General features: G+C 66.3%; 12 protein-coding genes. 8 read left to right on the top strand and 4 right to left on the bottom strand.

From position 1 onward, the window contains the following. Positions 1 to 13: 13 nt before the first annotated feature. The 3 genes from ACFJGT_RS00865 to ACFJGT_RS00855 are packed head-to-tail and all read right to left on the bottom strand — an operon-like array spanning position 14 to position 2,041. A complete protein-coding gene (locus ACFJGT_RS00865; RefSeq protein WP_377844882.1) occupies positions 14 to 745 on the bottom strand; it encodes an amino acid ABC transporter ATP-binding protein in 732 nt (243 codons plus the stop codon). Further along, positions 732 to 1,382 carry an amino acid ABC transporter permease gene (locus ACFJGT_RS00860; protein ID WP_377844879.1) on the bottom strand — a complete coding sequence of 217 codons (651 nt, stop codon included), beginning with the start codon at positions 1,380 to 1,382 and terminating at the stop codon, positions 732 to 734. Before ACFJGT_RS00860 ends, ACFJGT_RS00865 begins: the two co-directional genes overlap by 14 nt. Beyond that, a complete protein-coding gene (locus ACFJGT_RS00855; protein ID WP_377844877.1) occupies positions 1,379 to 2,041 on the bottom strand; it encodes an amino acid ABC transporter permease in 663 nt (220 codons plus the stop codon). The genes ACFJGT_RS00860 and ACFJGT_RS00855 overlap by 4 nt, the downstream gene beginning before the upstream one ends. A gap of 142 nt (positions 2,042 to 2,183) precedes the next feature. Here ACFJGT_RS00855 and ACFJGT_RS00850 point away from each other — a divergent pair, with 142 nt between their 5' ends. Continuing rightward, on the top strand, positions 2,184 to 2,966 hold the full coding sequence (locus ACFJGT_RS00850; RefSeq protein ID WP_377844875.1) for an IclR family transcriptional regulator: 783 nt from the start codon (positions 2,184 to 2,186) through the stop codon (positions 2,964 to 2,966). Between the two features lie 10 nt (positions 2,967 to 2,976). On the opposite strand, the gene ACFJGT_RS00845 is transcribed toward ACFJGT_RS00850, so the two are convergent. Then, positions 2,977 to 3,879, bottom strand: coding sequence for a GntR family transcriptional regulator (locus ACFJGT_RS00845; RefSeq protein WP_377844871.1), 903 nt, complete (start codon positions 3,877 to 3,879; stop codon positions 2,977 to 2,979). A 93-nt stretch (positions 3,880 to 3,972) separates the two neighbouring features. On the opposite strand from ACFJGT_RS00845, the gene ACFJGT_RS00840 reads away from it, so the two are divergent. The 7 genes from ACFJGT_RS00840 to ACFJGT_RS00810 all read left to right on the top strand — a co-directional run bounded on the left by ACFJGT_RS00840 (position 3,973) and on the right by ACFJGT_RS00810 (position 13,197). After that, on the top strand, positions 3,973 to 5,121 hold the full coding sequence (locus ACFJGT_RS00840; protein ID WP_377844868.1) for a C45 family autoproteolytic acyltransferase/hydolase: 1,149 nt from the start codon (positions 3,973 to 3,975) through the stop codon (positions 5,119 to 5,121). Between the two features lie 49 nt (positions 5,122 to 5,170). Then, positions 5,171 to 6,712, top strand: a complete 1,542-nt coding sequence (locus tag ACFJGT_RS00835; protein WP_377844866.1) for an ABC transporter substrate-binding protein — start codon at positions 5,171 to 5,173, stop codon at positions 6,710 to 6,712. A gap of 185 nt (positions 6,713 to 6,897) precedes the next feature. Then, entirely contained in the window at positions 6,898 to 8,367 is a 1,470-nt protein-coding gene (locus ACFJGT_RS00830) for a M81 family metallopeptidase (RefSeq protein ID WP_377844863.1), read from the top strand. 104 nt (positions 8,368 to 8,471) lie between these two features. Continuing rightward, a complete protein-coding gene (locus tag ACFJGT_RS00825; RefSeq protein WP_377844861.1) occupies positions 8,472 to 10,073 on the top strand; it encodes an ABC transporter substrate-binding protein in 1,602 nt (533 codons plus the stop codon). Positions 10,074 to 10,247: 174 nt separating this feature from the next. Beyond that, positions 10,248 to 11,189 carry an ABC transporter permease gene (locus ACFJGT_RS00820; protein ID WP_377844859.1) on the top strand — a complete coding sequence of 314 codons (942 nt, stop codon included), beginning with the start codon at positions 10,248 to 10,250 and terminating at the stop codon, positions 11,187 to 11,189. 13 nt (positions 11,190 to 11,202) lie between these two features. Further along, positions 11,203 to 12,084 carry an ABC transporter permease gene (locus tag ACFJGT_RS00815; protein WP_377844857.1) on the top strand — a complete coding sequence of 294 codons (882 nt, stop codon included), beginning with the start codon at positions 11,203 to 11,205 and terminating at the stop codon, positions 12,082 to 12,084. Between the two features lie 111 nt (positions 12,085 to 12,195). Continuing rightward, on the top strand, positions 12,196 to 13,197 hold the full coding sequence (locus ACFJGT_RS00810; RefSeq protein ID WP_377844854.1) for a D-cysteine desulfhydrase family protein: 1,002 nt from the start codon (positions 12,196 to 12,198) through the stop codon (positions 13,195 to 13,197). The last annotated feature ends 125 nt before the right edge of the window (positions 13,198 to 13,322 follow it).

Raw genomic sequence — 13,322 nt, 5'->3', positions numbered from 1 at the left:
TTGTCGTTCCGCCTCAGTGCAGGACCGCGCTGAGGAAGGTCTGGAGTTCCGGCGTCTTCGGCTCGGCCAGCACGGCAGCAGCCGGCCCCTGCTCGTGAATGCGGCCCTCATGCATGAAGACGACGCGCGAGCCGAAGCGGCGCGCGAAGCCCATCTCATGGGTCACGAGGATCATGGTCATGCCCTCGCTCGCGACGGATTCGAGGACCTTGAGCACCTCGCCGGTCAGCTCCGGGTCGAGGGCGGAGGTGACCTCGTCGAACAGCATCAGCTTCGGGCGCATCGCGAGCGAACGAGCGATGGCGACGCGCTGCTGCTGGCCGCCGGAGAGCTGCGACGGATAGGCGTCGAGCTTGTCCTCAAGGCCGACGCGGGCGAGCACCTCGCGCGCGACTTCGCGGGCGGCCTGCGGCGCCTGTTTCTTCACGACGCGCGGGGCGAGCGTGATGTTGTCGCAGACCGAGAGATGCGGAAACAGGTTGAAGCTCTGGAAGACGATGCCGACCTCCTGACGCAATTTGCGCAGGTTGGTCTTGGGATCGTTGACCTGCGTGCCGTCGATGCGGATCACGCCGGCCTGCACCGGCTCCAGCCCGTTGATGCAGCGGAGCATCGTGCTCTTGCCCGAGCCGGAACGGCCGATCACCGCGATGATCTCGCCCTTGGCGACGTCGAGCGTGACGTCCTTCAGCACCTGCACCGAGCCGTAGCTCTTGTTGATCCCGTGGATTTCAACGAGCGACATCGAGCTTCCGCTCGATCGAGCGGCTCCATTGCGAGAGGGGGAAGCACATCGCGAAATAGATCGCGGCGACGGTGATGTAGACGGCGAAGGGCTTGTAGGTGCCGGCCGCCGTGAGCTGGCCTTCGCGCGTCAGCTCGACGAAGCCGATCACCGCGGCGAGCGAGGTGTTCTTGATGAGCTGGACGAGGAAGCCGACCGTCGGCGGGATCGCGACACGGATCGATTGCGGCACGATGACGTAGCGCAGTTGCTCCCCGAGCGAGAGACCGAGCGAGGCGCCGGCCTCCCATTGCGTCTTCGCGATCGAAACCAGCGCACCGCGCCAGATCTCGCCCAAAAAGGCGCTGCCATAGACCGAGAAGGCGAGCGCTGCGGCGATCCATGGATTGACCGAGATGCCGGTGAGCGGCAGGCCGAAGAAGATCACGAAGAGCCAGACCAGAAGCGGCGTGCCCTGGACGATGTGGATATAGGCGGCCGCGAGCCAGCGCAGCGGCGCAAAGGGCAGGATGCGGGCGATGGCGATGACGATGCCGATCAGCGATGCCCCGATGAAGGCGGTCGCGGTCAGCGCCAGCGTCCAGCGCGCCGCCGCGATCAGGTACATCACATCGATGAGGCCGAATTCGCGGATCATCGTCTGACGAACGCCCAATAGTAGAGGCCCGCGAACAGGCCGCGGAAGGCGAAGGCGAGCCCGAGATAGAGCACGCCGATGACGGTGTAGACCTCGAAATCGCGGAAGGTACGGGACTGCACGATCGAGGCTACGTGGAACAGGTCCTCGACCGAGATCTGCGAGACGACGCTGGTCGCCAGCATCAAGAGCACGAACTGGCTGGCGAGCGCCGGGAACATCGCCTTCAGTGCCGGGAACATCACGACATAGCGGAAGACCTGCAGGCCGGAGAGCCCGAGCGAGTGACCGGCCTCGACCTGCGCCTTCGGCACGGCCTCCAGCCCGGCGCGGACGATCTCGGTGGTGTAGGCGCCGAGATTGACGACCAGCGCGATGATCGCGGCGGTGAGCCCGTCGAGCCTGATGCCGAAGCTCGGCAGCCCGAAGAAGATCAGGAAGAGCTGCACCAGCAGCGGCGTGTTGCGGATGACCTCGACATAGGTGCCGACGATGCGGCGCAGCCATGTCGGGCCATAGACGCGGGCGGCGGCGCAGGCGATGCCGATGACGAGGCCGCCGACCATCGCGACGGCAGAGAGCAGCAGCGTGATCCAGACGCCGTCGAGGATCGATTCCCAGGCGGCGAAGACATCGCGGAACTGCAGGCCGTATTTCATGGCCGGCCGCCTCGCGACAGCAGCGCGACGCCCCCAGAACCTGCGATATGATCCGACGATCGTACCATCCGCCTCCCCTTTGACGGCGAGGCTAGGTTCGTTTCTTATTTGATGTCAAGCTTCATATATGAAACAGAGAGACATGAGCGACCTGCCGGATACCGAGAACGGAGACAAGGGCAGCTACGCGGCGCCGGCGCTGGAGAAGGGGCTCGACATCCTCGAACTCCTCGCCGAAGTCGGCGAGCCGCTATCGACCCGCGAGATCGCCGAGCGTCTCGCCCGCTCGAAGAGCGAGATCTTCCGCATGGTCTTCGTGCTGCAGCAGCGCGGCTATCTCGCCCGCGAGGCCGGGACGGACCGGCTGGAACTGTCGCGGCGGCTGTTCGATCTGGGCATCCGCACGCCGGCCGGCCGCCAGCTCACCTCGATCGTGCTGCCGGTGATGGAGCGCTTCAGCGAGGCGAGCGGGCAGGTCGCGCATCTCGTCGTGCTGAGCCGGGCGCAGACCGTGGTGCTGGCGACCACCTCGGGCCATCTCGATGCCAGCGTCATCGTTCGGCCGGGCTATGGTCGCCCCGCCCTCGACGCCAATTCCGGCCTGCTCATCCTCGCCTTCCAGAGCGAGGCACGCCGGCGCCAGCTCATGCGCGAAGCCTCGCAGGCCGACAAGCTGCGCCTCGAAGCAGCGGACACCGAGCGGACCTTTACCGAAATTCGCGCCCTCGGGCATCGCGTCGCGGCCAGCCGCGACATCATGGCGGTGACCGATATCGCCTGCCCGGTGATCGGCCCCGGCGGACATGCGGAAGCTGCGATCCTGGTGCCCTGCCTGCAGCGCCACGGCATCGCGACCGACGAAGATGCGATCCTGAGAGCGCTCAAGGCGAGCTGTGCGGAGGCCGGTTCGCAGTTGTCGCTTTAGCGGCTATACGTCAGGGCCGCCCTGAACTCTCCGGCGGCTGCCCTTCCCAGTCCCGGGCGGCTCCGGCGAGATGCTCGACGAGCAGTCGCACGGCACCCTCCCGGTCGCCCTTGTCGAGGGCAGCGAGGATGGCGAGGTGATCCCGGCAGGATTGCAGGATCTGCTCGGGTTCCAGTTCCCAGAAATCGGCGAATTGATGCATACGCCGCAGCGCGTTCTGGCGCCGGACGGCCTGCAGGAAGAAGCGGTTCCGCGACCATGAGGCGAGCGTCTCGTGGAAGGTCGAATTGACCTCGAACCAGAGCTGCGGCGTGACCTCCCCCACCGGCCGGCGCATCAGCGCCTCATGCGCCGTGCGCAGCCGGCCAAGCTCCACCGCATCGACGCTGTAGCCGGGCTGGTTGAGCGCCGCCGTCTCGATGGCAATGCGGAAGGCGTAGGATTCGAGGATGGCCTCCGGCGTATCCAGGCTCTCGGTGAAACGCCAGCCATGGCCGCGCTGGCGCTGGACCAGGCCTTCCGCGGAAAGGCGCATCAGGGCCTTGCGCAGATCGCCCTTGGCTGCGCCGAAATGAGCCAGCATCGCGTTCTCGGTGACCTCGGTCGGGAGCTCGCCGCGCGCCCGCTCGGTCAGGATCCTCTGGTAGAGTTCGCCACCGCCGGCCGGCATCGGCATATGCGCGGCAATCGCGACGTCATCGACCGGTCGCAGCAGGCTGAAGCCCTGGCCCTCCGCACGCGTCAGCAGGCCGGCCTCGACCAGCGTCAGGAGCGCGCTTCTCACCGGCGTGCGTGAAACGCCGAACCGCGCCGCCAAGGGTTTCACGCCGACGGCCGCGCCCACCGACCAGCCCTCGTCGCGGGCCAACCGCAGGATATCGCCGATGATCTCGCCGTGCAGGGTGCTGGCCATGCCGTGTTTCCGCTTCTTCGAGAGCGATTTGACAATCCGCGGAATGATGCGCCACTGTGCATCTTGGTCAATCAAAAAACACAATAGTGTCTCATGATCGAACCATTCCCCTTCGTCTCGGTGTCAGGCGCTCCCTATGAGCGCGGGCGCAGCTATGGCGCGGCGGTGCCGGATCGCATTGCCGGCAGCGCCCGGTTCTATGCCGGCCAACTGGACGGGCTGGGCTCCAGCCCGACGTTGCGCGGCAAGCTGATCGACGAGGCGCGGCAGGGTATCGCGGCCTTCGACGAGGCCTATCTGGAGGAGATGCGCGGCATCGCCGACGGCTCCGGCGTGCCGCTCGACGCGATCATCATGATCAACGCCCGCACCGAGATCGTCGCCAAGGCAAGGCTGCTCGCCAACCGCGCCGAGGAGGAAGAGGAAGAAGACGAGGCCGATAATGACGGCTGCACCGGCGCGATCATCCTGCCGGAGCGCAGCGCCACCGGCGGCGTCATCCAGGGCCAGAACTGGGACTGGCAACCGGAATGCGCCAGGACCGCGATCGTGCTCAGGGTGAAACGCCGCGACGGGCCGGACCTGCTGACCTTCGTCGAGGCCGGCGGGCTGGGCCGGCACGGCATGAACGAGGCCGGCATCTGCGTCACCGGCAATTACCTGCGCAGCGACCGCGACTATTGCCAGGAGGGCGTGCCGCTGGCGCTGATCCGCCGCAAGGCGATGGAACAGGAGCATCTGGCGCTGGCGATCAAGGTGGTCGCGACCACGCCCAAGGCCTGTTCGACCAACATGATGCTGAGCCAGGACAAGGGCTTCGGCATCGATCTCGAATGCGCGCCGGACGAGGCCTTCCCGATCCTGCCCGAGGACGGGCTGATCGTGCATGCCAATCACTGGACCAGCCCGGCGGCGCTGACGAAGCTGCGCGAGACCGGCATCGCCAGCGCGCCCGACAGCCCCTATCGCGACTGGCGCGTCCGCAAGCTGCTGAACGAGCCGCGCCGGCCGCTTGGGCGCGAGGACCTGAAGGCCGCGCTGTTCGACGATTTCCTGTCGCCCTTCTCGGTCTGCCGCCCGCCGCGCCCCGGCCAGCGCGGGGACATCACCGCCAGCGTGGCGATGATCCTGCTCGAACCGGGCAAGGGCGTGATGGAGGTGGCACCGCTGCCGGCGCTCAACCGGCATTTCACTTGCTACAGCCTGACCGGCGAGCCCTTCGCGACCGAGCAGGCCGCCTGACAGACATCGATCGCGCCGCTTGTGGCGACACCTTGAGGGAGCCGATGCCATGAGACGTCCACTCGCCCTTGCCGTGCTGCTCGCCGCCTGCGCAAGCCCGGCCGCCGCACAGTCGATCACCGTGGCCGTGGCGGCCGACATCCGCAGCAACAATCCCGGCGTGAACCGCGACGACAGCACCGATGATTTCGCGCTGCAGCTCGTCGAGGGGCTCGTCGGCTATAACGAGGGCGGCAATGCCGCGCCGCTGCTGTCCCAGAAGGTCGATCTCTCGGCCGACGGCAAGACCTATACCTTCACGCTGCGGGACGGCGTGAAGTTCCACAACGGGGCGACGCTGACCTCCGCCGACGTGCTGTGGAGCTGGAACCGCTACATGGATCCGAAGACCGAGTGGCGCTGCACGTCGGAATTCGACGGGCGCAGCGGCCTCAAGGTCGAATCCGTCTCGGCGCCCGATGCCAAGACCTTCGTCATGACAATCGACAAGCCGAACGCGCTGTTCCTCGATACGATGGCGCGGACCGACTGCGCGATGACCGCGATCCTGCACAAGGATTCCGTCAAGGCCGACGGGACGTGGGACAAGCCGATCGGCACCGGCCCCTACACGTTCGGCGAGTGGAAGCGCGGCGAGTACTTCACCATGACCGCCTTCGACGGCTACCAGTCGCCCGGCCAGGGCAAGATCGACGGCTATGTCGGCTCGAAGCGCCCGCTGCTCAAGGAGGTCAAGTTCCTGATCGTCAAGGATGCAGCCACCGTGAAGGCCGCGCTGATCTCCGGCGCGGTCCAGATGAGCGAGACGCTGCCGAGCGATGTCGAGGAACTCAAGAAGGTGCCGAGCCTGAAGGTCGCGGTCGCCCCCAATGCGGTGCGCCACATCTTCCTGATCCAGACCAAAGACACTGTCATGGGCAACAAGAAGCTGCGCCAGGCGATCGCGGCCGCGCTCGACTATCCCGAGCTGGTCGCGGCCGCCTCCAACAACCTGGGTACGCCGAACAACTCGCCGATCTACTCGACCTCCGGCTATTTCGGCGCGGTCCAGAAGCAGGGCCATCAATACGACCCGGCCCGTGCCAAGCAATTGCTGCAGGAGGCCGGCTACAAGAGCGAGAAGATCGTGATCCTCGCCAACAAGCGCCCGACCGTGCCGAGCTTCCCGGCGGCAGTCGTCTGGCAGCAGATGCTGCAGGCGGTCGGAATCAATGCCGAGATCGAGATCCTGGACTGGGCGACGCAGCTCGACCGGTTCAACAAGGGCAACTACCAGATGCAGTCCTTCTCGTTCTCCGCCCGCTTCGACCCGGCGATCGCCTTCGAGCAGTTCTCCGGCCCGAAGGACAAGCAGCCGCGCAAGGTCTGGGACAACCCGGAAGCGCAGGCGCTGATCGACAAGTCGATGCTGATCTCGGACAAGGCCGAACGACAGGCGATCTTCGACGATCTGCATCGCCGCGTCATCGACGAGGTGCCGCTGATCTTCCTCTATAACGGGCTCGATGCCGTCGCGATGAGCAAGGCCATCTCCGGCTTCCAGCCCTGGCAGTCCAAGCTCCGGATGTGGGAAGTGACGCTGGCGAAGTGAGCCCCGGGGCCGGCCCGGCCTCACCGGGAGCAAAGCCGGCGACAAAAATGACAATGCGTCTCATCTGCAATAATGAGACGCTCGCGACCCATGCAGCGGCTGCAGCATTCCGCGCTCGCGCTGCAGCTTGACATGGCCTTCGCGGCCAACCGAACATGACGGTCACATTGTCGGAAAGGTAGCTTATGCGTCTGTTTGCTGCGTCGCTCGCAACCGAGACCAATACGTTCTCTCCGATCCCGACATCCCGGGCCAATTTCGAGGCGTCCGCCTATTTCCCGGCGGGCCAGCATCCCGACCGGGCGACCCACACCACCGCCCCGCTCTATGTCGCGCGGCAGCGCGCCAAGCGCGAGGGCTTCGAATTGATCGAGGGCTCCTGCTTCTGGGCCGAGCCGTCGGGCACCTGCGCCAAGGCCGATTACGAGGAGATGCGCGACGAGATCCTCGTTCAGCTCAAGGCGGCGCTGCCGGTCGACGGCGTGCTGCTCGGCCTGCACGGCGCCATGGTCGCGCATGGCTATGACGATTGCGAAGGCGACATCATCGAACATGTCCGCGCCATCGTCGGCCCCTCCGTGCCGATCGGCGTCGAGCTCGACCCGCATTGCCACCTGACCGAGAAGCGCGTGCGCCTTGCCGATGCGGTCATCCTCTACAAGGAATATCCGCATATCGACTTCGTCGAACGGGCCGAGGAGCTGGTCGACATCATCCTCGGCACGATCCGCGGCACGATCAAACCCGTGATGTCGCTCTACGATTGCCGGATGATCGAGCTGGTGCCGACGACGCGCGAGCCCGGCCGCTCCTTCGTCGACCGGATGAGCGCGCTCGAAGGCAAGGACGGCATCCTTTCGGTCTCGCTGGCTCATGGCTTCCAGCAGGGCGACGTGCCGGAGATCGGCACCCGCGTGCTCGTCATCACCGACAACGACAAGGCGAAGGGCGATGCGCTCGCGGCAAAGCTCGGCGAGGAGTTCCGTTCGCTCAAGGGCCAGTTCGCCCCGCCGGTGACCCCGCTCGACGAGGCGCTCGACCGCGCGCTCGGCGGTGCTGCGAACGGTCCGCGCGTCATCGCTGACTCCACCGACAATGCCGGCGGCGGCGCGGCCTCCGACAACACCAACATCATCCACCGGCTGCGTGAGCGCGGCATCGGCGACGCCGCGGTCGGCCCGGTCTGGGACCCGGTCGCGGTCGAGTTCTGCCTGACGGCCGGCGTCGGCGCGACCATTCCGCTGCGCTTCGGCGGCAAGGCGGCCTCGACCTCGGGCACGCCCGTCGATGGCGAGGTGACGGTGCTCGGTGCTGTCAGAAACGGTACCCAGAGCTTCGGCACCGCCAAGGTGCCGATCGGCAATGCGGTCGGCATCCGCATCGACGGCATCGATGTCGCGCTGCTCTCACACCGGACGCAGGCGCTGGGGCTGGAGATCTTCACCAGCGTCGGCATCGACCCGACGCAGAAGCGCATCGTCTCGGTCAAGTCGACCAACCATTTCCATGCGGCCTACGGGCCCATCGCCAGCGAGGTGATCTACACCGATGGCGGCGGCCCCTCGCATCTCGACGTGCGCAAATATCCCTATCGCAAGATCAACCGGCCGCTCTGGCCGCATGATCCGCTCCCGCCGGGCCGGCTCGTCGTCTGACGTCGCTCGCACCCGAAAGGAACAGGAGAGAAGAAGCATGACCCGATGAGGGCCAGACGAGGCGAATGCCTGCGGCCCTCTGTTGCAACGCGGAGGAGAACGACATGACCACGACTCGCAGACGCTTCGTTCAGGGCGGATTGGCAACCGGCGCCATCATCGCCGCACCAGCCACGATCCGCGCCCAGACCACGCCTACAGCAGCCCGCACCATCCGCGCCGTCCTGCACGGCGATCTTCGCGTCTTCGATCCGATCTGGACGACGGCGAACATGACCTCCTATCACGCAGGCATGGTCTACGACACGCTGTTCGGCGTGAACGACAAGTTCGAGCCGCAGCCGCAGATGGTCTCGAAATGGTCGCTCTCGGATGACCGCAAGACCTATACGTTCGAGCTGCGCGACGGGCTGCGCTTCACGGACGGCACTCCTGTCACGGCCAAGGACTGCGTCGCCTCGATCCGGCGCTGGGGCGCTCGCGACGGCGGCGGCCAGCACATGATGGCGCGCCTTGCCGACACCCCGATCAAGGACGACAAGACCTTCCAGATCGTGATGAAGGAGCCCTATGGGCTCGTGGTGGAATGGCTCGCGAAGGCCGCGACCAATGTCTGCTACATCATGCGCGAGAAGGAGGCCGGGACCGACCCGAACCAGCAGATCAGCACGATCCTCGGCTCGGGCCCCTTCGTCTTCAACGAGAGCGCGGTCGTCCAGGGCCAGCGCTATGTCTATGACAAGAACCCGAACTACGTGCCCCGCTCGGAGCCGGCCGTGATGACCTCGGGCGGCAAGGTCGTGAATGTCGACCGGGTCGTCTACGAGAACATCGCCGACGAGGCGACCGCGATCGCCGCGATCCGGGCCGGCGAGATCGACATGATCGAGTATCCCAATGTCGACCTGCTGGATTCGCTCGCTGGCGAGAAGGACATCAAGCTCGAGGTGCTGAACAAGCAGGGCCAGCTCGGCTGGGCGCGCGTGAACTGGCTCCATCCGCCGTTCAACAACGTCAAGGCCCGCCAGGCGATGCTGCACCTCATCCACCCGACCGAGGTGATGAAGGCGACCTTCGGCGACGAGAAGTATTTCCGCGGCTGCTCCTCGCTGTTCGGCATGGGCACGCCGATGGAGAACGACGCCAATATCGACTGGTTCAAGGGCGCGCCGAACATCGAAAAGGCGAAGCAGCTCGTCAAGGAGTCCGGCTATGACGGCCGCCCGGTCGTGGTTCTGCAGGCGACCAACATCGCCTATATGAACAACGCCGCGAACCTGATCGCGCAGTGGATGCGCCAGGCCGGCTTCAACGTCTCCCTGCAGGCCTCCGACTGGGGCGCCGTCGTCACCCGCCGCGCCGTCAAGGCTGCGCCGGACCAGGGCGGCTGGAACGTGTTCTTCACCTCCGGCTCGGTCAACGCCTTCGGCAACCCCGTCTCGCTCAGCGGCCATGCCGCCAATGGCGAGAAGGGCTGGTTCGGCTGGCCGACCAACGAGCTGCACGAGCAATTGCGCGACAAATGGGCCGGTGCCCAGACCGATGCCGAGCGCAAGCAGATCGCGCGCGACATCCAGCAGAACGCCTGGGATTTCGTGCCGCATGCCTATTTCGGCCAGTGGTTCCAGCCTGCCGCGCTACGCAACCTGACGGGGTTGATCGGCATGCCCGAGCTGATCCCGTTCTGGAACGTCAGGAAGGGCTGATCCCAGCCCGATCGTGAACCCGACCTGTGGTGTCCGCCTTCGGGCGGACCCCATCTGTCCGACCGTCTTCAGGTGATCATGCCGGCGGCGTGAGGGCGAGCACGCAAGCCGTGCCCGAGCGGGCGGCCCAGCAGCCCGCATCAAAGAGTAAGCCGACGGAGGACGAACGACGCAATGCTGAGTTATCTCGTACAGCGCCTGGCATCGACCATCCTGGTGATGACATTGGTGGGCGTCTTCGTCTTCCTGCTGCTGCATCTCTCGGCCGGCGATCCCGCCGCCATCATCGCCGGCGACTACGCCACGCCGCAGCAGATCGTCGCCATTCGCCAGCGGCTCGGCCTCGACGATCCCCTGCTCGTCCAGTTCGGGCGCTGGGGCTTACGCGTCGTGCAGGGCGATCTCGGCGTCTCGATCTTCACGAACACGCCGGTCTCGACGCTGATCCTGCAGCGCATGGAGCCGACGCTGTCGGTCGCCGTGCTGACCATGATCTTCGCCGTCTCGATCGCCGTGACGCTCGGCGTGCTCGCCGCCTGGAAGGCAGGCCGGCCGGTCGACCGCCTGCTGATGGGTTTTTCCGTGCTCGGCTTCTCGATGCCGACCTTCGTGGTCGGCTATTGCCTGATCTATGTCTTCGCCATCGAATTGCGCTGGCTGCCCGTGCAGGGCTATCGGCCGATCATGGACGGCATCGGCCCCTGGTTCCTGCATCTCATCCTGCCGACGATCACGCTCGGCCTCGCCTATGTCGCGCTGATCGCGCGCATGACCCGCGCCTCGGTACAGGAGGTGCTGGAGGAGGACTATATCCGCACAGCCAATGCCAAGGGGGTTCCAGCGCGCACCATGCTGATGAAGCACGCGCTGAAGAATGCCGGCGTGCCGATCATCACCGTGATCGGCATCGGCGTCGCGCTCCTGATCGGCGGCGTCGTGATCACCGAGACCGTGTTCAACATCCCCGGCATCGGCCGCCTCGTCGTCGATGCGATCTCGAAACGCGACTACCCGATCATCCAGGGGGTGATCCTCGTCTTCTCCGGCATCTATGTGCTGATCAACCTCGCGGTCGACCTGTCCTATTCCCTCATCGATCCCCGTATCCGGCATTGAGGAGGCGAGACCAATGACAACGATCGATGCCCCCACCGTGCCCGTTCCTGCCTCCGGCAACCGCCTCGTCCGGTTCGGCCGCTTCGCGCGCCGCAACCCGACGATGCTGATCGGCGCCGCCATCCTGATCTTCTTCGTCGGAATCGCGATCATCGCGCCCCTGATCGCCGGCGACCCCATGCTGAAGCTGCCGACACGGCGCCTGCAGCCGCCCTCCCCCGAACTGCGCTTCGGAACCGACCAGCTCGGCCAGGACGTCTTCGCGCGCACCGTCTACGGCGCCCGCGTCTCGCTGATCGTGGGCTTGAGCGTCGCGACGATCTCGATCCTGATCGGCCTGACGATCGGCCTCTTCGCCGGCTATTACCGCCGCTTCGACGCGATCGTCATGCGCCTGATGGACGGGCTGATGGCGATCCCCGCCATCCTGCTGGCGATCGCCATGGTCTCCCTGAACCAGGGCAGCATCGGCATCGTCATCGCGGCGATCTCGATTCCCGAACTGCCGCGCGTCGTCCGCCTCGTCCGCTCGATCGTGCTCAGCGTCAAGGAGCTGCCCTTCGTCGAGGCCGCGCGTGCCTGCGGCGCGAAGACACCGCGCATCCTGTTCCGGCACATCATGCCGAGCACGATCGCGCCGCTGATCGTGCAGGCGACCTATATCTGCGCCTCGGCGATCCTGGTGGAGGCCTCGCTCTCCTTCCTCGGCGCGGGCGTGCCGCCGGAAGTGCCGAGCTGGGGCAACATGATCGCGTCGAGCCGGCTCTATCTCGCCCGCGCCCCCTGGACTATCTTCTGCCCGGCGATCGCGCTTGCGCTGGTCGTGCTAGCGGTGAATCTGCTTGGCGACGGCTTGCGGGACCGGCTCGACCCGCGCCTGTCGCGGCGGCTTTAGCCTGCGACTGGACTGCACGCCGGGCATGCGTTCGCGCGCCCGGCGAATCTCCGGCGCCGCGCTATGCTGGCCTCGCCATCGATGGCGACACGAAGCTGGGAGCCTGCCGGAATGAACCGACGCGAGACGATCCGACTGGCCCTGCTGCCGACGCCGTTCGAGCCGTTGCCTCGCCTCTCCGAGGCACTGGCGCGCAATGGTGTAGGCCCTTCGATCTGGATAAAGCGGGATGACTGCACCGGCTTTGCCGGCGGCGGCAACAAGGTGCGCAAGCTCGAATATCTCGTCGCCGAAGCCTTGAAGCAGGGCGCGGACACGCTGGTCACGATGGGCGCGATCCAGTCGAACCATGCTCGCCAGACGGCCGCCGCGGCCGCGCGCAACGGCCTCGCCTGCGTGCTGCTGCTGACCGATTCGGTGGCTGGCCGCAGCGAATCCTACCGGACCAACGGCAACTGGCTGCTCGATCGGATTTTTGGCGCGGACATTCGCCTGCTCCCTGCCGGCGGCGATGCGATCGCCATCGCGGACGAGGCTGTGGCCGGGCTGAAAGCCCAGGGGAAGCACCCCTATTTCATACCGGTCGGCGGCTCCAACGCGCTGGGCAGCCTCGCCTATCGCGACGCCCTTCTGGAATTGGCCGGGCAGGCGGAGGCCGAGGGTGTGCGCATCGACCATCTCGTCGTGCCGACGGGCAGCGGCGGCACCCATGCCGGCATCCTGGCCGGCGTCGAGAATGCCGGGCTCGATTGCCGCGTGCAGGGCGTCAGCGTCTCGCGCTCGTCCGAGCAGGCTGGCGCCATCGTTTCCGGGCTTGTGAACGACATCTACGCGCTGGAGGGCCGGCAGCGAGGCGAGCAGGTCGCCCTGGAGATCGATGATTCGCAGGTCGGCCCCGGCTATGGCCAGCCGACGCCCGCGATGATCGAAGCGGTCGAACTGGTCGCGCGGACCGAAGGCATCCTGCTCGACCCCGTCTATACCGGCAAGGCGATGGCCGGGCTGATCGCATTGGTCAGAAGCGGCGCCATCGGCCCCGACGAGACCGTCGTGTTCTGGCATACCGGCGGCGCGCCGGGGCTCTATGCCTATCCGGAGGTTTTCCAGGGGTAGCGGCGACCGCGCAACAGAGCGTCATTCTCGGGCGAAGCGTAGCGAAGACCCGAGAATCTCCAGCAAGAATAGGTACTTGTCCTTCCAGAGATGCTCGGGTCAAGCCCGAGCATGACGGCCTGCGG

The sequence above is a fragment of the Allobosea sp. UC22_33 genome, from assembly GCF_042700715.1.
GTDB lineage: Bacteria > Pseudomonadota > Alphaproteobacteria > Rhizobiales > Beijerinckiaceae > Allobosea.
The sequence above is the reverse complement of the archived record's forward strand: the minus strand, read 5'-3'. Positions and strand labels throughout refer to the sequence as shown.

What these genes read in the sequence shown, in the direction of transcription:
- ACFJGT_RS00865 (WP_377844882.1), bottom strand. Translation starts at nt 745, where the DNA reads ATGTCGCTCGTTGAAATCCACGGGATCAACAAGAGCTACGGCTCGGTG.
- ACFJGT_RS00860 (WP_377844879.1), bottom strand. Translation starts at nt 1,382, where the DNA reads ATGATCCGCGAATTCGGCCTCATCGATGTGATGTACCTGATCGCGGCG.
- ACFJGT_RS00855 (WP_377844877.1), bottom strand. Translation starts at nt 2,041, where the DNA reads ATGAAATACGGCCTGCAGTTCCGCGATGTCTTCGCCGCCTGGGAATCG.
- ACFJGT_RS00850 (WP_377844875.1), top strand. Translation starts at nt 2,184, where the DNA reads ATGAGCGACCTGCCGGATACCGAGAACGGAGACAAGGGCAGCTACGCG.
- ACFJGT_RS00845 (WP_377844871.1), bottom strand. Translation starts at nt 3,879, where the DNA reads ATGGCCAGCACCCTGCACGGCGAGATCATCGGCGATATCCTGCGGTTG.
- ACFJGT_RS00840 (WP_377844868.1), top strand. Translation starts at nt 3,973, where the DNA reads ATGATCGAACCATTCCCCTTCGTCTCGGTGTCAGGCGCTCCCTATGAG.
- ACFJGT_RS00835 (WP_377844866.1), top strand. Translation starts at nt 5,171, where the DNA reads ATGAGACGTCCACTCGCCCTTGCCGTGCTGCTCGCCGCCTGCGCAAGC.
- ACFJGT_RS00830 (WP_377844863.1), top strand. Translation starts at nt 6,898, where the DNA reads ATGCGTCTGTTTGCTGCGTCGCTCGCAACCGAGACCAATACGTTCTCT.
- ACFJGT_RS00825 (WP_377844861.1), top strand. Translation starts at nt 8,472, where the DNA reads ATGACCACGACTCGCAGACGCTTCGTTCAGGGCGGATTGGCAACCGGC.
- ACFJGT_RS00820 (WP_377844859.1), top strand. Translation starts at nt 10,248, where the DNA reads ATGCTGAGTTATCTCGTACAGCGCCTGGCATCGACCATCCTGGTGATG.
- ACFJGT_RS00815 (WP_377844857.1), top strand. Translation starts at nt 11,203, where the DNA reads ATGACAACGATCGATGCCCCCACCGTGCCCGTTCCTGCCTCCGGCAAC.
- ACFJGT_RS00810 (WP_377844854.1), top strand. Translation starts at nt 12,196, where the DNA reads ATGAACCGACGCGAGACGATCCGACTGGCCCTGCTGCCGACGCCGTTC.